Source organism: Ignisphaera sp. (assembly GCA_038831005.1).
In the GTDB taxonomy this organism is placed as follows: Archaea; Thermoproteota; Thermoprotei_A; order Sulfolobales; family Ignisphaeraceae; genus Ignisphaera.
In genome coordinates this window covers 15,389-40,449 of record JAWBKZ010000002.1, presented here as the reverse complement: position 1 = coordinate 40,449, position 25,061 = coordinate 15,389, and the positions used below count along the sequence as shown (strand labels likewise).

27 protein-coding genes and 2 tRNA genes are annotated in these 25,061 nt (G+C 37.5%); 19 read left to right on the top strand and 10 right to left on the bottom strand.

The genetic code is table 11. From position 1 onward, the window contains the following. The 4 genes from glnA to QXK50_01850 form a co-directional block, all read right to left on the bottom strand. Complete coding sequence (glnA, locus tag QXK50_01865; protein ID MEM2007910.1) at positions 1–1,374, bottom strand: type I glutamate--ammonia ligase; 1,374 nt, start codon at positions 1,372–1,374, stop codon at positions 1–3. A 546-nt stretch (positions 1,375–1,920) separates the two neighbouring features. Beyond that, positions 1,921–2,652, bottom strand: a complete 732-nt coding sequence (locus QXK50_01860; protein ID MEM2007909.1) for a PAC2 family protein — start codon at positions 2,650–2,652, stop codon at positions 1,921–1,923. Further along, entirely contained in the window at positions 2,649–3,206 is a 558-nt protein-coding gene (locus QXK50_01855; GenBank protein MEM2007908.1) for a PUA domain-containing protein, read from the bottom strand. Before QXK50_01855 ends, QXK50_01860 begins: the two co-directional genes overlap by 4 nt. Further along, the gene (locus tag QXK50_01850; protein MEM2007907.1) at positions 3,178–4,362 is read right to left on the bottom strand and encodes a proteasome-activating nucleotidase; all 1,185 of its coding nucleotides are present in this window, start codon (positions 4,360–4,362) and stop codon (positions 3,178–3,180) included. The genes QXK50_01855 and QXK50_01850 overlap by 29 nt, the downstream gene beginning before the upstream one ends. A gap of 110 nt (positions 4,363–4,472) precedes the next feature. Between QXK50_01850 and QXK50_01845 the strand changes: the two genes are divergently transcribed. The 10 genes from QXK50_01845 (at position 4,473) to QXK50_01800 (ending at position 11,553) form a co-directional block, all read left to right on the top strand. Then, positions 4,473–5,018, top strand: a complete 546-nt coding sequence (locus QXK50_01845; GenBank protein ID MEM2007906.1) for a multiprotein bridging factor aMBF1 — start codon at positions 4,473–4,475, stop codon at positions 5,016–5,018. Between the two features lie 5 nt (positions 5,019–5,023). Next, positions 5,024–6,130, top strand: coding sequence for a GTPase HflX (gene hflX / locus QXK50_01840; GenBank protein ID MEM2007905.1), 1,107 nt, complete (start codon positions 5,024–5,026; stop codon positions 6,128–6,130). Then, the gene (locus tag QXK50_01835) at positions 6,091–6,660 is read left to right on the top strand and encodes a tRNA (cytidine(56)-2'-O)-methyltransferase (protein MEM2007904.1); all 570 of its coding nucleotides are present in this window, start codon (positions 6,091–6,093) and stop codon (positions 6,658–6,660) included. Before hflX ends, QXK50_01835 begins: the two co-directional genes overlap by 40 nt. Next, positions 6,653–7,147: a hypothetical protein gene (locus tag QXK50_01830; GenBank protein MEM2007903.1), complete on the top strand. Its 495-nt coding sequence runs from the start codon at positions 6,653–6,655 to the stop codon at positions 7,145–7,147. The genes QXK50_01835 and QXK50_01830 overlap by 8 nt, the downstream gene beginning before the upstream one ends. Before the next feature lie 2 nt (positions 7,148–7,149). Next, a complete protein-coding gene (locus tag QXK50_01825; GenBank protein ID MEM2007902.1) occupies positions 7,150–8,094 on the top strand; it encodes a DNA cytosine methyltransferase in 945 nt (314 codons plus the stop codon). Further along, a complete protein-coding gene (locus QXK50_01820; protein ID MEM2007901.1) occupies positions 8,078–8,593 on the top strand; it encodes a RecB-family nuclease in 516 nt (171 codons plus the stop codon). The genes QXK50_01825 and QXK50_01820 overlap by 17 nt, the downstream gene beginning before the upstream one ends. Before the next feature lie 19 nt (positions 8,594–8,612). After that, positions 8,613–10,256, top strand: coding sequence for a radical SAM protein (locus tag QXK50_01815; GenBank protein MEM2007900.1), 1,644 nt, complete (start codon positions 8,613–8,615; stop codon positions 10,254–10,256). A gap of 139 nt (positions 10,257–10,395) precedes the next feature. Then, positions 10,396–10,722, top strand: coding sequence for a hypothetical protein (locus QXK50_01810; protein ID MEM2007899.1), 327 nt, complete (start codon positions 10,396–10,398; stop codon positions 10,720–10,722). Between the two features lie 97 nt (positions 10,723–10,819). Continuing rightward, positions 10,820–10,904 (top strand) — tRNA-Leu (locus QXK50_01805). A 313-nt stretch (positions 10,905–11,217) separates the two neighbouring features. Further along, positions 11,218–11,553, top strand: a complete 336-nt coding sequence (locus tag QXK50_01800) for a hypothetical protein (GenBank protein ID MEM2007898.1) — start codon at positions 11,218–11,220, stop codon at positions 11,551–11,553. Here QXK50_01800 and QXK50_01795 read toward each other — a convergent pair. Continuing rightward, the gene (locus QXK50_01795) at positions 11,533–13,950 is read right to left on the bottom strand and encodes an STT3 domain-containing protein (GenBank protein MEM2007897.1); all 2,418 of its coding nucleotides are present in this window, start codon (positions 13,948–13,950) and stop codon (positions 11,533–11,535) included. The two genes, QXK50_01800 and QXK50_01795, sit on opposite strands and share 21 nt — an antisense overlap. Before the next feature lie 156 nt (positions 13,951–14,106). Here QXK50_01795 and QXK50_01790 point away from each other — a divergent pair, with 156 nt between their 5' ends. Further along, positions 14,107–14,640, top strand: a complete 534-nt coding sequence (locus QXK50_01790; protein ID MEM2007896.1) for a hypothetical protein — start codon at positions 14,107–14,109, stop codon at positions 14,638–14,640. 16 nt (positions 14,641–14,656) lie between these two features. On the opposite strand, the gene hsp20 is transcribed toward QXK50_01790, so the two are convergent. After that, the gene (gene hsp20 / locus QXK50_01785) at positions 14,657–15,199 is read right to left on the bottom strand and encodes an archaeal heat shock protein Hsp20 (GenBank protein MEM2007895.1); all 543 of its coding nucleotides are present in this window, start codon (positions 15,197–15,199) and stop codon (positions 14,657–14,659) included. A 179-nt stretch (positions 15,200–15,378) separates the two neighbouring features. On the opposite strand from hsp20, the gene QXK50_01780 reads away from it, so the two are divergent. After that, on the top strand, positions 15,379–15,807 hold the full coding sequence (locus QXK50_01780; GenBank protein ID MEM2007894.1) for a hypothetical protein: 429 nt from the start codon (positions 15,379–15,381) through the stop codon (positions 15,805–15,807). Positions 15,808–15,831: 24 nt separating this feature from the next. Here the strand turns inward: QXK50_01780 and QXK50_01775 are convergent, their stop codons facing one another. Beyond that, the gene (locus QXK50_01775) at positions 15,832–16,893 is read right to left on the bottom strand and encodes a GTPase (protein ID MEM2007893.1); all 1,062 of its coding nucleotides are present in this window, start codon (positions 16,891–16,893) and stop codon (positions 15,832–15,834) included. Positions 16,894–17,035: 142 nt separating this feature from the next. After that, a complete protein-coding gene (locus tag QXK50_01770) occupies positions 17,036–17,863 on the bottom strand; it encodes a class I SAM-dependent methyltransferase (GenBank protein ID MEM2007892.1) in 828 nt (275 codons plus the stop codon). A 124-nt stretch (positions 17,864–17,987) separates the two neighbouring features. On the opposite strand from QXK50_01770, the gene QXK50_01765 reads away from it, so the two are divergent. The 3 genes from QXK50_01765 to QXK50_01755 are packed head-to-tail and all read left to right on the top strand — an operon-like array spanning position 17,988 to position 21,441. Beyond that, positions 17,988–20,075, top strand: coding sequence for a phosphoadenosine phosphosulfate reductase family protein (locus QXK50_01765; protein MEM2007891.1), 2,088 nt, complete (start codon positions 17,988–17,990; stop codon positions 20,073–20,075). 14 nt (positions 20,076–20,089) lie between these two features. Next, positions 20,090–20,680, top strand: a complete 591-nt coding sequence (locus QXK50_01760; protein MEM2007890.1) for a hypothetical protein — start codon at positions 20,090–20,092, stop codon at positions 20,678–20,680. After that, a complete protein-coding gene (locus QXK50_01755) occupies positions 20,680–21,441 on the top strand; it encodes a hypothetical protein (GenBank protein MEM2007889.1) in 762 nt (253 codons plus the stop codon). Before QXK50_01760 ends, QXK50_01755 begins: the two co-directional genes overlap by 1 nt. Positions 21,442–21,448: 7 nt before the next feature. Here QXK50_01755 and QXK50_01750 read toward each other — a convergent pair whose 3' ends face one another. After that, positions 21,449–21,730 (bottom strand): hypothetical protein, encoded by a 282-nt coding sequence (locus QXK50_01750; GenBank protein MEM2007888.1) that lies wholly within the window; start codon positions 21,728–21,730, stop codon positions 21,449–21,451. 60 nt (positions 21,731–21,790) lie between these two features. On the opposite strand from QXK50_01750, the gene QXK50_01745 reads away from it, so the two are divergent. The 3 genes from QXK50_01745 to QXK50_01735 all read left to right on the top strand — a co-directional run bounded on the left by QXK50_01745 (position 21,791) and on the right by QXK50_01735 (position 23,526). Then, positions 21,791–22,138: a hypothetical protein gene (locus QXK50_01745; protein MEM2007887.1), complete on the top strand. Its 348-nt coding sequence runs from the start codon at positions 21,791–21,793 to the stop codon at positions 22,136–22,138. Between the two features lie 241 nt (positions 22,139–22,379). Then, a complete protein-coding gene (locus QXK50_01740; protein ID MEM2007886.1) occupies positions 22,380–23,399 on the top strand; it encodes a hypothetical protein in 1,020 nt (339 codons plus the stop codon). A 48-nt stretch (positions 23,400–23,447) separates the two neighbouring features. Beyond that, positions 23,448–23,526, top strand: a tRNA-Gly gene (locus QXK50_01735). A 442-nt stretch (positions 23,527–23,968) separates the two neighbouring features. On the opposite strand, the gene QXK50_01730 is transcribed toward QXK50_01735, so the two are convergent. Beyond that, the gene (locus QXK50_01730; GenBank protein MEM2007885.1) at positions 23,969–24,253 is read right to left on the bottom strand and encodes a hypothetical protein; all 285 of its coding nucleotides are present in this window, start codon (positions 24,251–24,253) and stop codon (positions 23,969–23,971) included. Positions 24,254–24,734: 481 nt separating this feature from the next. Here QXK50_01730 and QXK50_01725 point away from each other — a divergent pair, with 481 nt between their 5' ends. Further along, positions 24,735–24,887 (top strand): hypothetical protein, encoded by a 153-nt coding sequence (locus QXK50_01725; GenBank protein MEM2007884.1) that lies wholly within the window; start codon positions 24,735–24,737, stop codon positions 24,885–24,887. The last annotated feature ends 174 nt before the right edge of the window (positions 24,888–25,061 follow it).

The window sequence follows — 25,061 nt, the reverse complement described above, 5'->3', positions numbered from 1 at the left end:
CTAGACGCTTATATAGCTGAATATCTCTATAGGTGTTGGATAAGACATGATTTTTCTAGCCTCCTCACGTTTAAGCTCTATATATGTCTCTATAAGTTCTGTAGAGAATGCAGGTTTAAGCCATTCATTATCACACTCCAGCTCATCTAATGCTTCATCTAATGATCTTGGAAGCTCTTTTATTCCTAACGATCGTCTTCTTTCTCTACTCATTTTATATACATTCTCGTCCGTAGGGCTTCCCGGATCTATCTTCTTTTTAACACCATCAAGTCCTGCAAGAATTATTGCTGCAGAAGCTAGATATGGATTAGAGCTTGAATCTGGTGGCCTGTATTCTATCCTTATCGTACTATTATCAAAGTTATTGTACGCTGGTATTCTTATTGCAGCACTTCTGTTGGCTTTTCCCCATACAAGATACACGGGTGCTTCATAACCTGGTACCAACCTTTTATAGCTGTTTACTGTAGGACTTACTATAGCTGAAAGAGCTCTTCCATGCTCTATTAAGCCACCTATAAAGTATCTAGCGAATTGACTTAAGCCAGCGTATTCATCATTTGGATCATAGAATAGATTGACATTATTTCTCCATATACTTACATGGATATGCATTCCAGAACCATTATCACCATAGATAGGTTTAGGCATAAACGTTGCTATAAAGCCTCTTTTATGTGCTAGAGATTTGATAACAAATTTAGCTGTTTGAATAGCGTCACCCAGATATGTTGCAGATCCTCCCCTAAAGTTTATCTCATGCTGAGATGCTGCAGCAACTTCGTGATGCAGAACCTCTACCTTTAACCCAAAATAGTTGTTTAAGGTATTCCCTATCTCGATCTTTAGATCCTCAAATCTATCCCTAGGATAATGCGAGTAGTAACCATCTTTAGTGTGATTAAATGGTGCTTCAGAACTCCAGTAACCCTCGTTACTCCAGATCTCGTAGTACTGTCTCCATGTGTCTATTTTCACACGAACTTTATCGAATATAAAGAACTCTAGTTCTGCTGATACAAATGCCTTAGTTCCTTGATCAAGTAGTATATTATCAACTTTTTGGGCAACATATCTCGGATCTTTTGAAAGACGTGTTGAAGTAAGATACACATCACATATCAGTCTGGCTGTACCATTATTCCATGGAATTAGAGCATACGTCGAGAAATCAGGTTTAAGACTTAAATCGCTTTCCTCGATATTAGCAAACCCTTTAACACTACTACCATCGAATCTACCAACAAGAGCGTTAACAAATCTAGATACTGTAACCTGCCTTAACGAGCCGAGAAGATCTGTGAACTGTAACAGTATCCAGTTTACGTTATCTTCTTCAATTTGTTTTAACACTTCATCGATGCTTTTCAATAATGTACACCACACTTTAATCGATGCTAAATATTCTGTCCTCACTATATATTGCGAGCTATATAAACATTTGTACAGTAATACTTGTACATTCATCCATAAGTGTATGGATGAATTTGTTGAAAATACTAGACGTTTGTCCAACGAGATTTATTCAAGATGTTATACATGTTCTATTTAGTTACCTTTACTTTAGCAATTGAACTAGATGTATTCGTGGAATTTCTGCAACTGACTAATTTTAGGTACTTACTAATTATACTTAATTGAATTCGTATAATTTAGTCAGATAGCCTATATATATGGGACTCCAGCATGTATTGGTTTTAGAGCTATAAATGTACTAAGTTCTATTTTCTATACTAGTTGTTCCTTAGATCTATGGTTGTAGTACAGAGATTTAGACTGACCAGATTATTGTGATTTATGGAAGATAAAAATCTGTGAAGGACATATCTATTCGTATGAGAAGGATCGATAAACTAGAGAAATAAACAGTGTCATAGATATTATACATACTATGAGTTAAGCCTAATCTTAACTAGATTATGTATGCATTAAACTTTCCTTCTTCCTGATCTGTTGATCGTAGAGTTCTTGAATCATTTTCTCTATCTCTTCAACCTTTTCTGCATAACTGAGTAGCTCACCTACATCAATTTCTGTGCTAATAATTGATGACAGTATTTTTACAGCTATTGCGGCAGCCTTATGGTCTATTGTTTCTGGCTGAGTGTATGGTAGAATAGCTATTGCTGGAATATTGTTTTGTTGAAGAGATATAAGGATTGAGGCTAGAGGACCTACTATGTAGGTGCCTTTTATGAAGTAAGGTGCGCTAAGTTCTCTCTTACTTGATGATGTTTTAAGCCATCTGTACTCTTCTTCACCTTCTCTAAAACGTGCATCAAGTCCACCGAACAACACAACCTCTGTCATCTGAATCTTCTTTAGGAGAGCTAGAAATTCGTTAATGAAGCTGGACATGTATTTTCTTTCTGGGTTTACTCTATTGAGTAACACTACGATGCTATATCCATTGTCTAGATGTCTATAGAATATTTCGTGAGGCATGCTGAATCCATAATCTTCGATTGATGTAAAGTCGGGTATGCTAGGAGGCTCTATATAGCCTATAAAATCCATATTGAGTTTAGACACAATGTATCTAGGGGCTAAGAACCCTACTGCTCCAAATCCTTGGAATCCTGTAACGAGGTACGTTTTATCACCTTTGAATTCATTTTTAAGTAGCTTAAGCTTATAACTCTTTCTCATTTCTGTTCACCGATCTTTTCTCTAATTTGTACAGCTACACCATAAGTAGCTGTTATCATTGTTTCATAATCTAGTAATGCTCTACCTACACTGATAAGCTTATCATCTTCATCAACAACCAGTACCTCATCGTATGGTCTTATAGATTCATCTGCTTTCACGATATGTTTAGCAAATACAGAGTTTCCCTTAACTATATCGTCCACCATTTCCTTAGCTACTACAACTCGACGCTTAGGAAAAGGTAGGACTTTATGAAGCAGTATACCTAGCTCTATATGCGGAACTATATAGAAATCTGATGCTCTGACCATGCTTAAAATCTTGTCTCTATATAGAAAAGCTCTGATCCTCTTGGTTCTACGAGAGAAACATATCTTGATTTTCTCTAAATCTATGAGGTCTAGAGTTCTCGAAGATTCTTCACCAAACTGGTAAATAAGCATATACATCAACATCTCTGTAGTCTCTTCATCTATACTTCTACATCTTAATGTTGCCGGGATCAGTCTTCCACACCTAGACCTATAGATGGAGTATACTCGTAGATACATGTTTAGGTATGTATGGTCTGAATCGCTCTTTCAAAACCTTGGCTATGCTGTACATAAAATCGTTGGATGTAACGATATCTCTTCCTTCTCTAATGACTCTTAAAGCTGCCTCTGTACATATGGCTTTGATTTCAGCACCTGTAGCTCCCTCGGTTAGTCTAGCTATCTCGATTAGATCTACATCGTGAGCTAGAGGCATTTTGCGTGTATGTATCTTCAGTATCTCGTATCTTCCCCTAATATCTGGTAGAGGTATCTCTATGATTTTATCGAATCTTCCGGGTCTAAGAATTGCTGGATCAAGTACATCTATTCTATTTGTTGTTGCAATTACTTTAACGTTATCTAAAGGATCAAAACCATCCATTTCAGCCAGAAGCTGTGTTAATGTTCTATGTATTTCTCTCTCACCTGTCGTACCTACATCGAGTCTCTTAGCCGCTATAGCATCTATCTCGTCTATTAGAACTATAGATGGTGCCTTCTTTCTAGCAAGAGTGAAGAGTTCTTTAACAATTCTAGCTCCTTCACCTATAAACTTCTGAGCTAATTCAGAAGCCACAAGTCTTACGAAGGTTGCGTTAGTTTCATGAGCAAGAGCTTTAGCCAACAATGTTTTTCCGCATCCTGGAGGACCATAGAGTAGTACTCCTTTTGGAGGCTCTATACCCATTGCCTTGAATTTGTGTGGATACTTTAGCGGAAGCTCTATAGCTTCTCTCAATTCATCTATTTGTTTCTTTAGACCGCCGATATCTTCGTACCTGATGCTGGGTCTTTCAACAATCTCGAAAGCTTTGACGTAAGGATCTTCAGCTCTAGGGAGAACCTCCACTATAGCTGATCCACGTTGGTTAAGAGCTACAGAGACGCCAGGTTTAAGTTTAGGTCTATCGACTGTTGGAAGAATATGTACAACAAGTACAGGTCCTGAAGAGCTTTTAACTAATGCTCTATCGCCATCAAGTACATCTAGAAGCGTTGCTTCAACTAATGGAGGTGCCATTAATTTCTCTACCTGAGACTTGTAGTACTCTAGTTCTTCAGCATATTTAGCCAAAGTCTCTCTAAGACTCTCTAGCTCCGTCTCTAGCTCTCTAACCTTCAACTCCAGATATTCTGAATAGTGCTCACTACTGCTATCCTCAGTAGCCATTAAAGTCCACCAGATACCTATTTACCAAGTATAAAGATAAAAACAGTTTACCACCTTAATATCTCTTGGTGGTTCAGCTGAAGAAAAACAGCGAACAAATTTATTGTGAAATGTGTGGAAACCCAATTGATAGGGGAACAGAAAAGAGAGTAGCTATAGATAATGTTTTATTAACAGTATGTAGCTCATGTTACACAAAGTTATCTCCAAGAGCGTCAAAACAAGTTGTTACGAGAACCGATCCAGTAGTGGATAAATCATCAAAACAGGTTATACAGAGACCTTTGGTCAGCAATACAACTACTATTTCTAGTCCAGCTAAAGCTAAGGAAAGTAAGCCCAAGGCTGGTAGGAAACCCGTCCTTAGTGAGCAATGGGAACTTGTTGAAGATTATTCCGAGAAGATAAAGAAAGCACGAGAATCTTTTGGATGGGATACACGGACACTTGCTTTAAAGGTAAAAGTTAGCGAGAATATTATAAAGAGAATTGAGAGTGGTAAACTTAGACCTACACTAGATCTGGCTAGAAAGCTCGAAGAGGTTCTAAACATAAAGCTACTAGTACCAGCTGTAGAAGATGATCTGAGTAACGAAAAGATTGATAAGTATGTGACCTTGGGAGAAATAGTTGATATAAGAAGTGATAAGAGGTAGACGATATACTGGAGGAAAAGGAGACGATACTAGTAGTCAGAGCTGAAGATAGCAACAATATAGATGAGATACTGTCTATATCGAGAGAGGCTGGTTTCAATGTAAAAGAGATCATCTATGTGAAAAAGACGAATAGCAAATGCTACCTAGGCTCTTTTCAGCTCTCTAAAGTTAAATCGATAGTTCAGAACAATGGTATCAAGAAGTTGTGCATATATGATGAACTTAGACCTAGACATGTCACATGTTTAATGAAGGAGCTGGGGATAGAAGTTATAGACAAGCTTCTAATAATTCTAACCGTATTTCAGAATCATGCTGGTTCTAGAGAGGCTCTTCTCCAGATAGAGATGGCGAGATTAAAGCACCAGTTACCACTCATTCGCGACTGGATTAAGAGGGTAAAGGCGGGCGAGCTACCGGGATTCTTAAGCTTAGGCCGATATGCTATAGACGTCTACTACAGACACATAACTAGACGTATAGCGAAGATATCAGAAGAACTTGATAAACTTAGAATCAAGAGATCCCATGAACGTGAGAAGAGAAAGAAACAAGGATTTATACATGTAGCTATAGTTGGGTACACAAATGCCGGTAAAACCACTCTATTCAATGCTTTAACTAATCTTGTTAAACCCACAGGAACCGAGATGTTTACAACACTTTCCCCCAAATCGTATATGATCAGAGTATGCGGTATTAATGTCGTGGTTACAGACACCATAGGCTTCATCAAGAACATACCTATAGGAATTATAGAGGCGTTTAGAGCTGTTCTAGAAGAGATAAGCAACGCTGACGTAGTGCTACTGGTGGTAGATGGAAGTAGAAGTTTAGATCAGATAGAAACTGAATTTAAGACCTCACTCAATATACTAAAGGATATAGGGGCTTTGGGTAAGCCTTTGATAATAGCTCTAAACAAAATAGATGTAGCTAATGGTGTAGACATTAACAATATAATTGAATTGATCAAGCTACGAGCTAATGAATATAAAGCACAGTTTATAGATACCATCACCATATCAGCTTTAAAGAGATACAACATAGACTTGCTCAAGGATGCTTTATGTCGTACTGTACAACAAGTCCAGAAGAACTTGGTATAGATGTTTATGTGCTTAGGCTTGGACATAGACCTAACAGAGACCGTAGAGTAACTACACATGTAGCGCTTGTTGCTAGAGCTTTTGGAGCTAGAGGGATCTATATTGCCGATGCTGTTGACGAGAATGTTAGGATATCTATAGAGAAGGTAGTAGATCGTTGGGGCGGTAGATACTTCAAGATAGAAATGGGGATAAATTCTGTGAACCTTATCAATAGCTTTAAAAATAGTGGTGGATGTGTTGTACATTTAACTATGTATGGTCTACCTCTCGATAATACTATAGATATTGTCAGAGAGAACTGTAGCAAGATATTAGTTGTTATAGGTTCTGAAAAAGTCGAGAGGATATTCTATGAACTTGCCGACTACAATATAGCTGTAGGTAATCAACCTCATTCAGAAGTATCAGCATTAGCTCTATTTCTCGATAGGCTCTGGAAAGGTATAGAACTAGGGTTATGCTTTCACGATGCAAAATACTATATTATACCGAGTGCGAAAAATAAGGTGGTGAAGAGAGTTGAGTGATGATGCACTCCTCAAGGTTGTGGAGGCTATAGCCGGTGAAAATGGTAAAAGAATTGTAGTATCTCTACTAGGATCGGAAACAGGTAAAAGCGATGAGGAGTTAAGCACTGAACTCAACATAAGGGTAAACGATGTTAGGAGATTGCTTTACGAATTAGCAAATCATGGATTTGTAGCCTATAATAGATCCACAAGAAGCGATACCCGGTGGCACGACTATATATGGTTTACCAGTAGACCTATGCTGGAGCAAGCAGTAAAAAAGAGAAAAAGAGAGATAATCAGAGTTCTAGAAGAGAGACTTTCGTATGAAGAGCTTCACACATCATATATATGCCCTATAGACTCAACACAATACTCATTTGATGAAGCTTTCGAAAACAATTTCCGATGTCTAAAGTGTGGATCAGAACTTGTGGAACTTGATAATAGGAAACTCGTATCATACCTTAGACAGCTAATAGATGAGTTGAAGAAAAGTGTATAGCCATGAAATATACCGTTGTAGATCTTTTCAGTGGAAGTGGAGGATTCTCTATAGGTTTTAGAGATACCGGCTTCAAGATAGCTATGGCTATAGATAGCGATCCATCATGTGGAAAGACATACAAGTTCAATTTCCCTAGCACAATAGTTCTGGTTGAAGACATAAAGGATATAGATGGAAAAGATATAGCATACTTTATCAGCAGAAAACCCGATATAGTTATTGGTAGTCCTCCTTGTGAACCTTTCACAGGAGCAAACCCTAAGAGAGAGAAAGATCCCTTGGACCGCCTCTACAAAGATCCTCAAGGAACTCTTGTTCTAGACTTCATAAGGCTTGTGGGCGAGCTTAAGCCACGGATATTCGTAATGGAGAATGTACCAGCGCTAAATACATCTGAAATAAGGGAGTCTATAGTTAAGGAATTTAGCTATATTGGATACAGCCAGATTTTCTTTAATTTGCTTAGGGCAGAAGATTATGGGACTCCAAGTAGAAGAACCCGATTATTTGTGTCTAATGTTGTTTTGAAACCTAAGCCTACTGGTAAGAAGGTACTGGTAAGGGATGTTTTAGATGATATTTCATGTGAAACAGATTTGCCTAACAATTCATGTCTGTATCCTACTGATAGAAAGTTGAAGAGAATGGCTAGGATTGTCTGGGGTAAAGCTCTCTTCTATTACCAGGGAGCTTTAAAAAGAATTCCAAATTATATAAGACTAGATCCAAATGATTTAGCTCCAACTGTTCTAGGTTCCTCAAGGTTTTTACATCCTTATGAAAATCGCCTACTAACTGTACGTGAACAAGCAAGGCTCATGGGATTCCCAGATAATCATGTGTTCTTTGGTGATAGAGATCAGCAATACAATCAGGTAGGAGAAGCTGTTCCTCCACCATTATCTTACTCCATAGCTTTATACGTACGTGAAAACTATACCTAGATTGAGGTGGAGCACTATATCCATACAACAGCTATACTTGATAGCCTATGCTCCTTCAAGTCCTCATAGACTTTATGACCTAGCTAAGCTAGCGTTCTCAATGAGTATTGTTTCAGCATTTATCGTTGTAAGACCCGTAGGTGTAGCAGCTCAAACAGGCGTGCCCGAGGTCTTTAAGCTTGCTTACAGGCTCGATAGAAGGTTCTTGGTGTTTCCCAGACTTCAGGACTTAAAGGAGATGGTTAAGATGAATGATGCTCTATTCATAGTTCATAATGTTGATGATGCTCCTGATATATGCGAGATAAACTTTAAAGATAGAGAGAATATTGGTGTAGTTGTTCAGGCAGGTGAAACCCCGTTTACCAAAGAGGATCTAGTTATGGGAAGAATCGTAAAGATATCCGAAATGGATGTATACAGAGCACCTAATGCTGTAGCTGATGCAGCTATAGCTTTGGTAAAGCTCCACAGATTGTTTAAGAATATACCATGCTAATCACAAAGGCTTGGTCGATTTGGAGAAAGTACTTGTTATTGATGCAAATGCGCGTTGTAGTGGAAAGAGGTTTGCTACACTTGATGTTATAGGTGTGGGTCCAAGACTTGTTACCGCTCTACTCGAGAGTTATGGGTTTGAAGCTGTTCTTCACCCCTACGAAAACATTATGAGCAATCCGAAACTTGTTAGAAACTATGATGTTGTTGCCATATCGTTTATGGTTAGTGATGCTACTGCGGTTCAAAAACTTTTAAAATTGTTGAAAAGATTTCGAAAAAATAGAGGTCTCGTTGTTTTAGGTGGTCCGGGAACTTTAGATGAAGCTGTTCTTAAGGCTTTAGATTTTGATGTAGCATTTATTGGTGAAGCTGAATATACTCTTCATTATCTATTCCGTAGATGTGGTTATTGTTCGTTTTACGAAATAGTTCACGAAATAGGTAGCAGTAAGGAAGTTCCAAAGGGTTTAGCTATAAAGCGTGGAAATAGGATTGTAAGTGGTGGTCTAGGTTATTGGGTACCTAAGGATCTGCTTTTCAAGGTCATACCCGAGGTTAATGATTTAGAGAATTATCCATATTATTGGGCATGTAGGATCTATGTAGAAGTTGTTAGAGGCTGTAGTAATTTCTGTAGACCTTCTGTCGCTAGTTCGTGTAGTGAGTGCAGAGTGTGTAGTTCTGAAGATTTAAGTAAAAGAGTTATATGTCCAGCAGGTATACCGCCTGGTTGCGGTTACTGTAATGTTCCATTAATACATGGATATGCAAGGTCGAGAGATACATACTCTATAGTCGAAGAAGTACGTAGACTACTTGATCTTGGAGCTACACGTATTGTTCTAAGTGCACCAGATTTCCTGGATTTTGGAAGAGATGCTAAAGTCCGAGACATTCTCACAGATCCCTGCAATCCTTCACCAAACATAGATATGATAGAGAAACTACTTGAAGAACTCGCAAACATTGAGCAGGTAAGCGAAGGTAAGGCATCTATATCTATTGAAAACATTAAAGCTTGTCTTATGAATAGAGAGGTTGCCGAGGTATTAGGTAGATACCTCAAGAATACCGCAGTATACATAGGGCTTGAGAGCTGTAGCAATAAACTCCTAAATATTGTTGGCAGACCATCAAAATGCGAAGATGTTTTAAACGCTATAAAGCTCCTTGCAGATAAAGGGTTGAGACCATATGTTTATCTGATTCATGGGCTTCCCCACGAAGATGTAGAAGATATAAAGAAAACGATAGAAGTGATACCCCTTCTGAAAGATCTGGGTGTGGAAAGAATTGTGCTCTACAAGTTTAGGCCTCTACCTAAAACAGCTTTCGAAAAAATAGATAAAGTTGTTGGAGCTTTTGATCCAGAAATCCCGAAATATCAAGAAGTATTGAAAGAAGAGATTAGGAACTTCAACACCTACCGTAAGATGGAGTTTATCGGTAGACATATCGATGTAGTTATCGCTTCAAAACACCATAGATATCCTCACTACCTAGTTGGATATCCATTAACCCACGGTCCTGTAACCTTAGTGAAGATCTCCAAAAGGTATATAGGTTATTTGGCTAGAGTTAAGATAGTTAAAGCTTTAAGTGATAGAATTGTATTAGGAGAACTAGTGCATATAAAGCAGAAGATAGTCAGAAACCCATAATCGTATATCTATGTGGTAAGAATTACTTAATTCTATACATAAAACCGGGATAAGATATTCTACTTAAGATCTGGTTATACCTCTCATTAAGATATATAGGTTGAAAAGATAAATGATTCACATAAGGGTGGACTACAAGGTGAAGGTATCGGTTATAGAGCTTACATCATTTGAAGATATGATACTGTTTCTATATTCAAGACTTACAACTATGAACATAAACTCGGCACTACTATGTAACACCAGAAATTGTTTCACAATAATAACGGCTAGCGATCAACAGATATTCGTAATATCGTCTCCTCCACCACAAGAACAGAAATGCAGATACTCATACATCGATGATTATGGGAAAGTCAAATGTAGCGATACACCTCTGCCAGGCAGACCTACGATATTCATACTACAGGTCAAAGAAATTAAAGAAAAGGAAAGCCTTGTAGAAGCTTTGACTAGCTCAAAATAATTTATCTCCACTATCATAATATCGAAGCGGAAACTAGAATAAATATTTTTAGGTTTCTGCAGAAAATCACAAAATAGGCACAAGTCTATAAAATAATGCGGGGGTGCCCGAGCCAGGTCAAAGGGGTCGGGCTGAGGACCCGATGGCGTAGGCCTGCGTGGGTTCAAATCCCACCCCCCGCATCAACACTTCATAATCTATCTATCGATATTAATTAGGGTACACCCACAGATAACAGATAGTTAATATCATCAAGATAAAGTAGGTGATGTGAACTGTTTGTAAAGTTCTAGAGGCTCTATTCTCTAATTTAGTGCAGTGGCTTACGATCTATCCATATAAAAGTTGTATATGTCTTGAACGTAATTAGGAAATTTGTTTAAAAGATTATCGACAGGTTTACAGCATAAAATGATTTTGATTAATAAACTTGCTATATAGTTACACCTGGTGTGTGGTGTATAGTGGTAGATGTTGAGATAAGGTGAGATGTTTATGTCCTATGGATGGGAGGCTAGATGGATTCGCAAGAGATACAAAATGGGTGAGGGATTGGAAGTCGAGACTTGTCAGGATTTGACTTCAGGTCTTATAGTATGTCCTCTTTGTGTAGATATATCGCATCTGTGTCCCAGTTTTGCGGAACCTTCAACAGCTTCTGTATCTATAGATGCTATATTCTTCTTCTCTTCTGAAGATCTCTTCCATCATATGAAGGCTCATGTAAAAGCTGGAGAATGGAGTAAACACATATCTAGTGAAGTAGAAGAAGAAGGGGAAGAATATGTTGAAGGCGAGGGCGAGGAAGATTTAGCTACAGATGATGTTTAAAAACTCATCTCTAGGTTTTAGTATAGACACGAATACGTATCTATACATATTGTTGCTTAACTCGATTGGTTGTGAAATTGCTGTGTAAGCTATATCGTAAATATCTTGGTTGAGTTTTGTTGGGCTTAGAGAATATCCAAAGACTAGTGGATCAGAGAATATAGCTAGTCTTCCTTCATGACTTACAACAAGTAGTGTAGGCACAATAGTTTGTTCAAATGATGGATATAGATCTTCTAAAGCTTTTGATACTGACCACATAAATAGCCTTGGAAGAGTTGCACTTAAGACTCTTTCTGAATCTATGTTTAGAGATACAAATGACGTGATTTTCTGTCCTAGCGAACCCGAGGTTAGCACATGATTGATCCATTCATTGCTATATATATCAAACTGATAGAGTGAAGTACTATAAGTAAGATTCTCTTGAGCCCATCTACCTGTCGCTAGATAAACTATTGCGCTTATGAATTTAGGTATATCGCCAAAGCCTTGGGGATATACAGGAAAAGCAATAAACAGTTTCTTGGTTTCTGGAACTATATAGACATCGACCGGACTAAATATAACTATATACACCTCTCTCTTACTGCATACACCAAAATCTTTCAGCTGCCTATAGGTTTCATTATAGCTATTGGTAAAGAATCTCGCTAACTTTTGTATTTTCTCAGAATTTATTGTAGCTCCATCCGCTACTGTAGATCTGTTCCCTATTACCGAAAGCCAGTAGCCGTAATCCCACCAACTTATGACTAGAGAATCTTGAGAGGTATTTCTCTGCAGAAACCTTAAAGCAGATATCCATACATCTGTAGGTGTGTAAAAACCTTCAGCTAGCACTATCATTGGGTACTTGTTGTAAGTTATTGAAGATGCATAAGCTAGATATATAGATGGAATGGTAATAGATAGGACTATAAGTAGCGCAATAAATTTTGTAAAATCTATCTTAATTTTAGCTGCTTTACCTATGTACGTTATCTGCGGTTTGGCAAAAAGTAGTAATCTACCTATACTATAACCTATTACTGAGGCAAAAACCACCTTAGTATAATCGCTAAAGTACACAGTATTGTAGGTTGCGTACCATGATAAGAAAGCCCATATAGAGAATATCAGCGGTATATACGCTCTATTCTTAAAGGCATCATATAGAGCTGTAGGAATCAATATGAATATCAGCAATAGTAGATGTATAACCATATACCACTCAAGATATTCACCACCGGATCTGTACTCGGCAACAGTAGCCGCGACACCACCAGGATTAATACCAAGACCCAGCAGAATCTTACCAGCGACAGGTATAATCCTAGTGAGTTGGTGCAGAAATCCTGGAACAGATACCGCTAAACCTAGTATCGTTGCACCCGCTATTACCAGTATAAGCAGTACAGTTATGTATATTTTCGTTGGAGATACTATAAATATTCTCTTAACACCCTTAGACTTCCTAGCATGTAGCATAGCTCTAGAGCCTAGGAATAGACTAAGTATGGCCCCGAAGATATAGAAGGCGAAAGTTATAAGGAATATTAGGTATATGATCATTCTTCCACCATGATAGGCCTTCATAGAGATCATTGCTATAGTAGGTATCGCTATCTCTATTGCAAAAACTAGTGTATACTTCTTAAAGTTATTTATTTGTGTTAAATCTATGAAAATTGGTGCAAGAACTAGCGTTACATAGATAGGTACTGCTGTAAGTCCTACACCCGTCCATACGCTTGCTGCATATGCTATAGCTAGTCCCGCCAACACGCTATTAACTATGTTGGGTTTTTTGAGTAGACGTATGTGACGCCACAGAACTAGTGGAGCCGTAAACAATCCAAAACTATACTTAACTGTGAATCCAGCTACTTCTCTACTTAGAAAAACTAGTGCATAGGCAAGTGCTGAAATAATTGATGCTATATCACTATCTGTCAATTCTTTTACTGCTAACGCTGTGAAAATCACACCTAAGGTACCAAGTATAGGCGGTATAAGTGCCATTAAATCTAGTAACTCTACACCAAACAATTTAACAAACTGGTACAGGAAATATATCGTGAGTAGATGCCCTGGTAACTCTGTTGAATAGAGATTCCGACACTCAGGATACCAGAATAGACACGTAGCTGGGTTTTTTTCCGTTAAGTCTAGTAGAGATGCGATACCATGACGATCCATGTAGTTTACTATCCAATAATTCACAAATGGATCTAATTCATCCAGCTTAGCCTCAGGATACACAACCCCCATACCAATATTGATGACATTGAGATACTGCTGAATCCTCAACCAGAAAGCAACAATAGATGCAATCAGGACGAATATCGCCACTACAAGTCTAGAATGAGTGTCCCAGAACCTATACATTTTCATATATATCTTTGAGAGCACCATAAGTAAGCCACCTTTAAGTACACCAAATCCATTGAAGAGCTTTTAAGTTTATGTTCTTCTCAAACCTTATTGAAATACTGTGTAAAGCATAATAAAAAACCCTTTGTTTAGGAATATACCATCCATGTAATCAATGAAGTAGACACCGGTGATGATATGTATCATCAATCTATATCTCTACTGTCAAAACAGACAATACTGTGCCCTAAATGCAGAAATGAAGCCGAGATAACGATATCTGAATATTCGACACAGTATGAGGATATAGTAATAGTTTCCTTGAAATGTAGTTATTGTGGTCACAGAAAAAGCGATATAATACCAATAATTAGCGAAAGCATAGAAAAATGTATAGAAGTCGAAGTTAAGCGGCCCGAGGACCTTAATACATTGCTTTACATACCTCAAGATACAACCATAAGTATTCCTGAAATAGGTATAGAGGTAGACTTCAGGGAACTTACGCTAGGTAGCTACGTAACTATTGATGGGATTCTACTTGAAATAGCTGAAAAAACGAGAATCATATGTTCAGACCAGAAACTAGCCGACAGCTGTACAAGTATTCTACAGATTTTCAACGATATATTTAGTGGGAATATAAAGCCACTAACTATTAGGTTAACGAATCCTTATGGAGGCGTAAGAGTTGTGAATACATATAGAGAGAATTATAGAAAAAAATGTTGAAACAAAGTATATCTAGCTAAGCTTTTTTGATTTGTATAGATCTTCCTTTCTTTTCTTTCTGTTTCTTCTTTATCGTTATCTCTAGTACACCATTTCTATAGGTAGCTTCAGCCGTATCTATATCCACTTCGACCGGTAGCTCCAGCTCCTTCCTGTATTTTTTATCATGGTTTGATGCCTCGATTAATATTCTGTTACCCTCTAGAGCTTCAACCTTTATCTTGTTCTCATCAACACCGGGTAGCTCTGCCACGATCCTTACCCTATCCTCTTCCTCATAGATATCTACAAGAGGTTCACGTTCATCTGTAACAACTATACGTGCTCTACCACCCTTCCTAACATTACCGAACTCGTGTATCCTTGGAACACCATCTGGACCAATCTCGATCCTAAAGCCATACACTATGGGTTTTCTATGGATATCCGAAAACTCGTCGGGATCCACCGGATGTATCTTGGAGAGCTCTCTCTCGAAATCCTCTAGCTCTTCTTGTAGCTCTCTAAACAGCTCGTCAAATATATCGAATATACTTCTCCTTCTTCTACGCTCACTCATATCGAGACACCTAGAGCATCAAGGTTAGCACTCTTTTAGTTCTAAGCTATGCGAGCTTTAAAGTTTATAGATCATAAACCTATAGAACATCTTCCAGATGTTGTTCCAGAAAGCTGTGGCGAGAATGCTATAACTATATAAATAGGCTAAATCCATTTCTGTATGCGGGTGATATATATATGGCTAAACGTAGAAGTAAGTGGCGAAGAACCTGGCAAGTAGTTAAAAAGATGATGCAAGAAGCTAGGAAGGTCAAGGCTTATGAAAGCCTTAAGCAGTGTCCTGTTTGTGGTAATCCTCATAGTCTAACTATATCGATAAAAACCGATAAAACTGGTGAGAAAAGGAGTGCAGAGGTTATATGTAATGTTTGTGGCTTCGAACATAGATTCAATGAGATTCCATCTATAGCCGATGAATTTTGGATATACTCAAAGGTGCTCGATATAGTTCATAGCGAAACAGTAGAAGAAAAGAAAGAAGAGACAACTGCCGAGACTGTAAGTAGTGAAGCATCTGTTCAAGATGTGGAAAACATAGAGGTAGAGCCCCATGGCGAAGAATCAGAGATACCTATAGATATAGATATAGAAGAAGAACCACAATAATTCCTATAAATAGTTATTGAACAGCTATCTGATGAGGTATACAGCGTAATTAGTCTTATAGATGCTATCGTATTTCTTTAGAGCTTCTAAGATAAGTAGATCTAAGTTGTATCCATTTAAGGCACTTATCGTTACCTTAACTTCGTGGCCAGCAGTATTCTCAACAAGTTCTGCATAATAGGCAATCCTATCGTTACTAACTCTATCAACTTTATTGAACACAACAATAATTCTATCTCTACCTATAAGTGATTCAACTGATTTAAGCACATTTATTTGCGATCTGAAGTCGTAGTAGGCATCACCAGAAGGATCCATCAAGTATATAACTACAGCATTTATGTGTTTAAGTGCTGATATTGCTTTTCTCTCTATAGCATTCATATCTTCTAGCGGTCTATCCAAAAGCCCTGGTGTATCAACTATTTGTATAACTACATCACCTATAGCTATATGACCCATAACTATAGTTTTAGTGGTAAAGGGATATGGCGATACCTTGGGTTTAGCCGTAGAGATTTTGGATACAAGTGTCGATTTTCCTACCTGAGGCATTCCCGATACTATGAACGTTGGATTAGATGAGACAATACAAGGCATGGTACGTGCAGTCTTAACGATATCTGGTAGATAGTTGAAGTACCTGGTATCTCTCTTAACGACAGAAAGAGCTCGACCAACGAATTCTCTTGCTCTTTGTTTAGCTTCTTCAGGAGATGTGCTACTAAGGATGTGTTTACGGTATTCCCTCCATAGATTGCTTACTATCGTTACAGCTTTTTTAGCATTGGTAACTATATCGATGTACTTATTATCGCTAGCTATATTGAGCATGTCTAGATAGAATGAATTGAGATCTGTAGGGAGTCTAGCAATAGAACCTAGACTTGTTACTATTACCTGAAAAACTTTTTCACATTTTAGAAGATACCTAAGTATCCAGATCCTAGTTTGATTCCCTTTAGCTCTATAAGGCACAGAAACTCTTTCCTTAAATGTTTCTAACACCTTGCTCCTTATATCATTAAATGTTATTGGAGCTATTCTAAAGCTCTTCTCTAAACATGCATTTTCATTGTTTCCCAATTTAGAGCACCGGGACATGGTGTTAGTGTCAGTGGTCGTGGTTACATCATTACCTGATCTGTTCCGCGGGACTCATACATCATCCAAAACCACTATACACATTTATAGAGTTAAAAACTGAACTTAAGTTTATGAATATCATCTAGTGTTCTCTACATAACGTGAATATAATGTTCAATGGTTTGAGTGGTGTATAGCCCGGCTCTCCTTCAACATCCTTCAAAACCTTATGGATACACCAACCACTTCTTCTAGCTATATCTACAAGTTCGCTTAAACTATAGATCCTCATTCTAAACATAGCTTCATCCAGAAACATGTGATGGGGTCCCTCTTTTTTGTAGAATCGCTGCTTTATTAGTATCTCGCCTGCAACTGGATTAAATATTGTATGCTCAAGTACCATAACATCGTCATAATCATATGCCACAGGCTTGGACCCTATGAGTCCTAACTCCATAACTAGGTAATCTTTGTTCACGAAATCTACCAACATTAATACTCCACTATCTTTAACTATATTCTTAACGGTATTCAGTATATGTACATCTGTTTCCCCATCATAATACCCTATGACAGAAGACCATACAAATATCACTGCATCAAATCTTGTAGAACCAAAGTCACACTGATCTATAGATCTTGCATCACAGAGAATGAACGTAACTCTATTGCTTAAACCTCTGGATTTAGCTCTTTCAGAAGCAATATCTATGTATATGGGAGAAATATCTATACCTACCACATTGTAGCCCATTTCAGCGAGCTCTAGAGATATCCTCCCAGTACCACATCCCACATCTAGTACATATCCTTTCTCTATGCTTAGCATAATCAATTGTTTGGCTATACCTTTAGCTATCTTCTTAGCTCTTGTAGTCATGATCCTGGAGTCCATAATTCTTCTGAACAGTTCTCCTTTTTCTATAAAATAGTTTACCACAATATCGCTCATCTTGCTTTCCTTCATTAGATTACCCAGCCAATATCTCGTTTATCGACAACACACGTATTCCAGAACAATACGGTGGGTTTTTCAGCTATTTAAACGTAGATACAAGTTAGCTTAGAGTAGTTATGCAAGTGAAACATGTATGCCCAAGAAGATCTATTGGCCAAAGGTTAAGAGGATCTGGTGGTGTCTTAACTGCAACATACCTATACTACAGGAAATATGCCCTAGATGCAGAAGTAAAGCGATAAGAATTCCATTATCTGATCCAGGAGATGCTAGACTTGCTTTTGAAAGAGACTACAAGTCTCTTTATGCAGCATATATCTATGAGTTTGGTACATCTAAAGGATTCAACGATATTGTGGGTAGATCTATAGCGCTTGTGAATAAAGCTCCATATTACGATGAAATGAAGGAAATTGTGATCGATGGAACTCAGATGGGGCGTCTATATTTTGATCCCCTGCTTAGAAAATGGAGATTTAGGTTGTCAAGAACTTCGGCAATAAAGCTGTACACCTGTTATCCTGATGTAGTTGAAACCATTACTGTGCATAAGAAGTACTATAAACATTCTGATATAATTCGTATAGATAAAGTTATAGAACCTGAAAAACAGGTAATCCTACTTGACCCCAGAAACAATGTTGTTGGTCTGGGTTACTCTAAGGGGAAAGGTAAGGTAATGGTTCATAGTTGGTGGGGTTCTTCGGCAACAGATAGTGTTGCCCTGAGTAGCGATCTATATAGAAAGACTACCATAGATGATGTGGTTAAAGCTCATGGGGAATATATGAACATACTGGTTTCGAGAGCTAAGAAATTCATAGCTATTATGAATGAGAAGATAGATAAACCTGTGATAGTGTCTTTTAGTGGTGGTAAAGATAGTCTCGTAAGTCTTCATCTGGTACTGGATTTAGGGCTAAACCCAATCATACTATTCAATAATACAGGTGTAGAGCTTCCCGAGACAGTATCAACTGTCTACAGTATTGTTAAAAGTTATGGTTTAGAACTTATCGAGGCTTCAGCTCAAGATAAGTTCTGGAAAACAGTAAACGAGTTAGGGATACCTGGTAGAGACTATAGGTGGTGTTGCAAGGTTTGTAAACTAGCTCCTTTAGCCTATACCGTAAAAAGTTTATGGAGCTCTGGTGGATTAAATGTTGTTGGTCAGAGAGCATACGAGTCTATAGATAGAGCAAGAAGTCCAAGTGTATGGAGACTGCGATGGGCTCCAATGTTGCTGAATATCTCGCCTATAAATGAATGGTCCCAGTTTGAGGTATGGCTCTACATATTCATGAATAAAGTGTCTGTGAACCCCCTCTACTTCATGGGTTATGAAAGAATCGGTTGCTTTATGTGTCCTGCCTCAACTTTAGCGGAGCTTGAGCTTGTTTCACAAACACATAGAGATTTATGGAGTAAATGGCTCGAGGTTCTAGAGTATTGGGCTAAGAGAATGAATATGCCTAGAGAATGGATAGACTACGGATTATGGAGATGGGCTGGACCAGCAAGATATAAGTCTATGCTAGCTAGAAGACTTAAAGTATCTAACAGCATTGATAATTGGTTCCAAAGCTTTAAATCCATGTCAGATCCCAGTATAGAGATAGTTAGACGAGATAATGGTGGTTTTGAAGTAAAGATGATGATACCTATAGATATGGAGTTTCTAGAGAACCAAATCTCTATACTTAAACCAGATCAATACGAAGTTGACGTAGATAGAAATCGTGTGTTCATCAAATGGTTTAACACCTATATATCGCTTGACGTTAAAGGAAAAATAAGCTTAACATTAACAGAGAGCAACAGTATCGAAAGACTCATAGATGTCCTGAAACTATTCTACAGATGGTGCTTCTGCACCGGATGTAGGTCTTGTGAAACGATATGTCCTTCAGAAGCTGCAAAAGTTTCGTACTTTAATGGAAGGACTAGGCCTTTTGTTAATAGAGATCGATGCACAGGATGTAGATTCTGTGTATATAACTGTCCTGTAGCTGAAGTTTATGTAGAACATGTTGTTGCCTCCATACTTCTAAATGATCCAGAGGCATGGCGTAGAGAGAGTAGAGAACATCATGAAGAGGTTATGGAGAAGATAAAAGAGTATGTAAGGAAGATGGCATATGGTTTAGGACCTCGAAAGAATACGGAGAATAGAGAGTATGCAGAAGCTTCATACTTCTTTAATACTCTTCAGAATACCTAACGAGTTGATGTTCTATGGCTTCTCAAAAATTTCTAGAAGAAGCGGGTAAACATGTAGAACCTATCTATGCGCAAGGGTTTTTCTATGTCTCTTTGGGATGCATATCTTATTATCTAGTGTTCGATTATAATGATCCATATGAATATTATAGAACTATAATGAAGGATGAGAAAGCATTCAATGGAGAGGTATCTAAGCTTTGGACGAATATGCAGGAATTTCTCGATGAAGAGATTGTGGTTGTTAACGGTATCAAGGTCAGTCCTAGGGTTGTTATGATCGATATTGGTTTTAGGGGAAGCAAGAGAAGACCTTACATTGTTTTCGGTATAAGATTTAGAGCTCCCATAAGAATTGGATTGAATATGTATGAGAATAGGTATAGTCCCGAGGTAGTTGAATATGATTATGTAGCATATTGGATATTTCCACCCTCATCGAGAATAATCAAGGTAGATATGGGTCAAGGTAATGAAAAATGGGATATTGTTGGAAATAATATTCTAGCTATATATGGTTTTAGAGGTAAGAAGAGTGGTGGATATGAGTATATAGAGTTCGAGATACGTGATTACATAAGAACCAATGTAGGTGAAACTAATTAATGAATATAATTTCGAGAAGCTTCAAAACAATATACACATCGAATATCTTGAGAAAAACCATACATCTAACACTATCTCTTATACTAATAATTCCTTTCTCACAACCCTATAGAGAGTTCATGAATACTCTACTCTCTTATTCTCTAGACCCTACGCTACTAACTATGGTTATTCTCCTCTTTACAGCAGCATTCATAAACAGTCTACAGATACGTGTACCGAACCTAAGAGACAGATTCATACATGTTCTTGGAGATATTAGAAAGAAATTCTTGAGTAGTCTGGAAACTGTCGTGAAGGGTAATACCGATATTCTTGAAAACATAGATAAGATGTTCTCGCGATATGAGGAAAGGCTTATAGATATTATTTCAAGTGTTGAAAGAAGCTATGAGTTGAGGTACGGCTACATATGTGTAACATTTGCTCTGCTATCTATAACGATAAGTTACGTGCTTTTCAGCCATGTAGCTGTGTACGGGATTTTGGCATTGGGTATAGTCGACGCTCTTTCTTCTATTATCTCAATGTCTACGCAAACCAGAAGGAAGTTCCTAAAACATACTGATTTATCTATTCTAACAACTTTCACCATATTCACAGTACTGATCTATACCCTAAATTGGAACATTATTAATTCTATTACTCTGAGTTTCGTAGCAATAACTGTTGAGCTCTTAAGTCCTGAAGACAATTTAACGTTACCTATAGCCGTAAGTCTCGTAGCATACGTTATGGATGTTCCCCTACCAAACATCTGATCTGGTGTTAAGGTTCGGTAGCACTCCATACAGCTACCAGTAGGTATCTTCCTCTGGTCTGAACATGTACATCGGCGATATCTGGATCGAGAAGACACATCTTTTCGTAGTTTTCGTTAAAAGCTATATCCACTATTTTTAGATTTGCTGAAAGAATTTCTCTGAGTTGTTCCATATCTTTCTCAGCCTCTTCTCTAGATGTGTATACGCCTACTATAGCCGTCATGGTCTCTCTAACAGCTGTACCTAGAGGTGTCTTTCTGTAGTTGAACCACATAGTTTCAGCCATGTGTCTGCCTGCTAATATATGTATCGATATGTTTAAGTTTTTATCTGTGGGATATGTAACATGTTGATCGAGGTACTAGCAATTATAGGATTAGATCCTGTAAGTACAGGCGCTCTAGACAATCTTCAACACGCTGCAGAAGTTCTTAAGAAAGAGTACGGTATCAAGATCGTGATTGTGCCTTACAACACGTGGAGCGATACCATAAGCTCTTCCATTAAGTCTCTTCCAATAATAATCATAGGTGGTACAAAAGCTTTTGCAGGTTACGCGCCATCAGTTAAAGAAATCATCGAATATGTTCTCGATTACGTGAAACAGAACAAAAGAAGGAAGAGATATGAAGCACTTGTACCTGCAGGTATTATAGAGAAAGATCATTTACTTCTTTCAGCTGCAATAACTTGATCATTAAATACTAACTAGTTCAACTCTTATATTAGATATAATCATTCATTAATCACGAAACTATATGAACAAATACAATCTTTGTATACAATTGTATAGCCTATTATATGCAGCTATGATTCTCATATGTCTAGAGTGCGATGACTTAATTCTATTATTTCTCTAGCTAAAGTTGTGGTGGTAATGAATTCTTCATATTTTTAATTCTGTATACAGTATATCGCTTTTTGGAACATCTATGATGGATGTAGATGTTGTTGTAATAGGTTCAGGGATTTCAGCTTTAAAAGCACTTTATGTAGCGAAACTATACAACAGGAATGCTCTAGCTGTTGATGTTCATGGAGGTGATGGAGGGTATATCCAATTATTAGATGGAGGAGATACTGTTGCTAAAGCTCCATTATTCATAGACCCTGATGAAGCAAATTTTTTTCATAGTCTCGGAATAGATGTTAAATGTTATGAGGTTACGCATAGCGTTTTGAAATCAGGTGACTACGTTCTAAAGACCGTAGGTTTCATTGATATCGATGTCCAGATGAATTGGTTTACAAGATGGCTAAATAGCAATAGGCTTTGTTTTGATGTAGAGCTCTTCACTAAATTGAAGAAATCATACAGATTTCCAACATATAGACCGATACATTCGGTAGCTAATATAAGGAAGATCGATGTAGAGAAAAAGATTTTAGCATTATCAACAGGAACAATCGTAAAGTACAGCAAGATAGTGTACACATGGCCTCTAGAGCTCTTATCTCAAAACCTGTATCCAAACAGCATTAAGAACATTATTGAGCAATTCCTAAACCAACTTGAACTAGAATACGTATCGCTATACATTTATACAACTCTAGCTAAAAGTATAGAACCCAAAAAGAACTTGATAACAATATATACTCACGCAACTAAGGCATCAAAAATACATACGACTATAACATTACACCTACACAACAAAAAGATAATGTATACAACAACAAGTTACACAAAACAGTACCCACTCATACCCGGGATAAGAGAGAAGATATCATCCGAATTAAAAAAACATAGAATAACAAACCCGATAGATACGCTGAAGAGACACTATACAAACATCACCTACGGTCTATTAAATAAAGTAAATGAAAACATCCTTAAGGAACTTGAGCAACTACTAGAAAACCACGACATTATACTCTTCGGAAGAATAGCACAATGGAGAGAAAAAACCATAAAAGAAATACTAACAGACAAAACAATAGAACAGAAGATAGCCTAATTAAGTCATGATAGCTTATTTAGTTAGACAAAATGAGTTATTTTTATGGCGGCGGTCGTCTAGCCTGGTCTAGGACGCCGGCCTTCCAAGCCGGAGATCCCGGGTTCAAATCCCGGCCGCCGCACCAAATAATTAGTTCTCAACTCATTTAAATAGCGTCTGAAGATACATCGAATACAATGTCTATAGACCATATACTTGTTTTATAACATATCGAAGCCAATGACTTCAAATAATTCTAGGAATAGAAAGAAGTTGACATAAACAACTACTAGAGTGTAGATCATGTAACAGAAGCCCTAGAAGTGTAGTGAAACCTCTACTAGCTCTCTACCTAGAAAGATACCCAGCTAAGCGTTAATCATGTACAATGAAGACGCACAAACAGGATCTCTGTGTCTTCATAATATACAATGACTTCTTGACAACACCAGACCTACACCAACTTTGCATAATTACATTCAATATCATTAGTTATACTGTTAACCAATCTTGTTGTCAACATAACTAATAGTTAAATAAAAGAGAGCTCTACTAATAAGTAGATATCTACATAAGATCATATCAGGCTATTGAGAGGAACACACAACTTCACCTAGATGGTTGATATCGCCCCAGAAATGTTTACCATCGATAATGACTATGGGTATTCCTAGAATACCGATGGAGAAGAAGAAATCGAGAAGATCATCATCTATATTAACGGGAAGTAAAACTATCTCGAAACCCTCTAGACAACGAGAATAACGCTTTAAAAAGACATGACAATCAGCACAATTCTCGCCAATAACTACTATTCTCCTAAACCTATTCAATACTGAAAGATAATCTTGAAGAGATTTAACGATATGCATAACCCACCTAGAAAATAATGATGCAAAAGAACCTTATATATCTATAGGTATCAACTCAAAAACATTCACTAAACACTGAGACAGATAGTTGATGAATTATGGCAATAAATCATATCCACACATTTTTTACCCACAAATTTGATCCACAACCAAAAAGTAGAGGTTTCATATAGCTACACAAACAAGATAATGTGTCAGGATATATATCTTCAGAGCAGTATCTGTACAGAATGTGTCTATCTATTGAGTATCGTTAGAACATCTTCTTTAGATAGTACACCATCGTCTGTGTCCGAAACGATAGCACTCTCGTTAGTAATCACTATATGAGTTCGGATGAATCTTCTTGGAATAATGCTAACAGGAGCTATAATAGAATCATCGTAACAATGAACGACAAAAAATTCTATTAACTCTAACGTCGATCAGTTCACGAATTCTGGAAACAAGAAGGAATACATAAAGTTTACAACTGGTATACATGCTATCCACCAATCTACTTGACGTTATGCTACTACTCTCAACACCTCTTAATGCATCTGATATATTTGTCAATATGTTCATAGAGATTAGAGCTGATGTAGTTATCGAGAGAGCAATAATCAATAACAACAATACAATCAGCTTGATGTAGAACTAGACCATTTTCATCTTCAACCACACTACTCCATGCAATCACTTATGCACTGCAATAAACAGACCTTATATTTTTGGAACAGTTTTAAATAGCAACAAAATACCTACACATCTACAGTCAAGCAGACTCTAGGCACATAGAGAGTCTATATTGTTTGTAGCAAGGTTTATT

Excerpts from the sequence above, each read along its gene's own strand:
- QXK50_01860 (MEM2007909.1), bottom strand. The coding sequence starts at position 2,652 with ATGAGAAAGAGTTATAAGCTTAAGCTACTTAAAAATGAATTCAAAGGT.
- QXK50_01855 (MEM2007908.1), bottom strand. The coding sequence starts at position 3,206 with ATGTATCTACGAGTATACTCCATCTATAGGTCTAGGTGTGGAAGACTG.
- QXK50_01850 (MEM2007907.1), bottom strand. The coding sequence starts at position 4,362 with ATGGCTACTGAGGATAGCAGTAGTGAGCACTATTCAGAATATCTGGAG.
- QXK50_01845 (MEM2007906.1), top strand. The coding sequence starts at position 4,473 with ATGTGTGGAAACCCAATTGATAGGGGAACAGAAAAGAGAGTAGCTATA.
- QXK50_01835 (MEM2007904.1), top strand. The coding sequence starts at position 6,091 with ATGTCGTACTGTACAACAAGTCCAGAAGAACTTGGTATAGATGTTTAT.
- QXK50_01825 (MEM2007902.1), top strand. The coding sequence starts at position 7,150 with ATGAAATATACCGTTGTAGATCTTTTCAGTGGAAGTGGAGGATTCTCT.
- QXK50_01800 (MEM2007898.1), top strand. The coding sequence starts at position 11,218 with ATGTCCTATGGATGGGAGGCTAGATGGATTCGCAAGAGATACAAAATG.
- QXK50_01795 (MEM2007897.1), bottom strand. The coding sequence starts at position 13,950 with ATGGTGCTCTCAAAGATATATATGAAAATGTATAGGTTCTGGGACACT.
- QXK50_01790 (MEM2007896.1), top strand. The coding sequence starts at position 14,107 with ATGTATCATCAATCTATATCTCTACTGTCAAAACAGACAATACTGTGC.
- hsp20 (MEM2007895.1), bottom strand. The coding sequence starts at position 15,199 with ATGAGTGAGCGTAGAAGAAGGAGAAGTATATTCGATATATTTGACGAG.
- QXK50_01780 (MEM2007894.1), top strand. The coding sequence starts at position 15,379 with ATGGCTAAACGTAGAAGTAAGTGGCGAAGAACCTGGCAAGTAGTTAAA.
- QXK50_01770 (MEM2007892.1), bottom strand. The coding sequence starts at position 17,863 with ATGAAGGAAAGCAAGATGAGCGATATTGTGGTAAACTATTTTATAGAA.
- QXK50_01765 (MEM2007891.1), top strand. The coding sequence starts at position 17,988 with ATGCCCAAGAAGATCTATTGGCCAAAGGTTAAGAGGATCTGGTGGTGT.
- QXK50_01760 (MEM2007890.1), top strand. The coding sequence starts at position 20,090 with ATGGCTTCTCAAAAATTTCTAGAAGAAGCGGGTAAACATGTAGAACCT.
- QXK50_01755 (MEM2007889.1), top strand. The coding sequence starts at position 20,680 with ATGAATATAATTTCGAGAAGCTTCAAAACAATATACACATCGAATATC.
- QXK50_01750 (MEM2007888.1), bottom strand. The coding sequence starts at position 21,730 with ATGGCTGAAACTATGTGGTTCAACTACAGAAAGACACCTCTAGGTACA.
- QXK50_01745 (MEM2007887.1), top strand. The coding sequence starts at position 21,791 with ATGTTGATCGAGGTACTAGCAATTATAGGATTAGATCCTGTAAGTACA.
- QXK50_01740 (MEM2007886.1), top strand. The coding sequence starts at position 22,380 with ATGGATGTAGATGTTGTTGTAATAGGTTCAGGGATTTCAGCTTTAAAA.
- QXK50_01730 (MEM2007885.1), bottom strand. The coding sequence starts at position 24,253 with ATGCATATCGTTAAATCTCTTCAAGATTATCTTTCAGTATTGAATAGG.
- QXK50_01725 (MEM2007884.1), top strand. The coding sequence starts at position 24,735 with ATGCTATCCACCAATCTACTTGACGTTATGCTACTACTCTCAACACCT.